Genomic DNA, 384 nt, shown 5'->3' with positions numbered 1-384 from the left:
GCGCTTCGCTGCGTAATGAAGAAACCGGTATCACCACCTTGGCCGTACTGATCGGCGCAGACGGTACCGTCGCCGACGTCAAGATCGAGAAGTCCAGTGGCTTCCGCGGTCTGGACAATGCGGTCCGTTCCCAGTTGTTATCAGGTGCCTGCAAAAACAAACCAGGCACAGTGGATGGCAAGCCACAACAAAGCTGGACCAAAGTCCAGTACGTCTGGAAGCTGGATTAAGGCAACAGGCAAGAACGGGGGACAGCCCCGTTCTACCCACCGCCCGTCATTCCTGAGGAATTACAAACGAGCGTAAGCCACCCCGGTGGCAAGCGCTCATACAAAAACAGCAGTAAGCACGACCAACCTTAAATAATTTGTTTAAAGGAAGCAC

1 protein-coding gene is annotated in these 384 nt (G+C 53.9%); it reads left to right on the top strand.

The window, feature by feature from the left end; all coding sequences use genetic code 11:
* On the top strand, positions 1-230 hold a 230-nt coding region (locus H8K43_RS18745), incomplete at its 5' end, for an energy transducer TonB (RefSeq protein WP_186905262.1).
* Between the last annotated feature and the right edge of the window lie 154 nt (positions 231-384).

The sequence above is a fragment of the Cognatundibacterium curvum genome, assembly GCF_014284235.1.
GTDB lineage: Bacteria > Pseudomonadota > Gammaproteobacteria > Burkholderiales > Burkholderiaceae_D > Undibacterium > Undibacterium curvum.
This window is presented reverse-complemented; position numbering and strand designations above follow the sequence as displayed.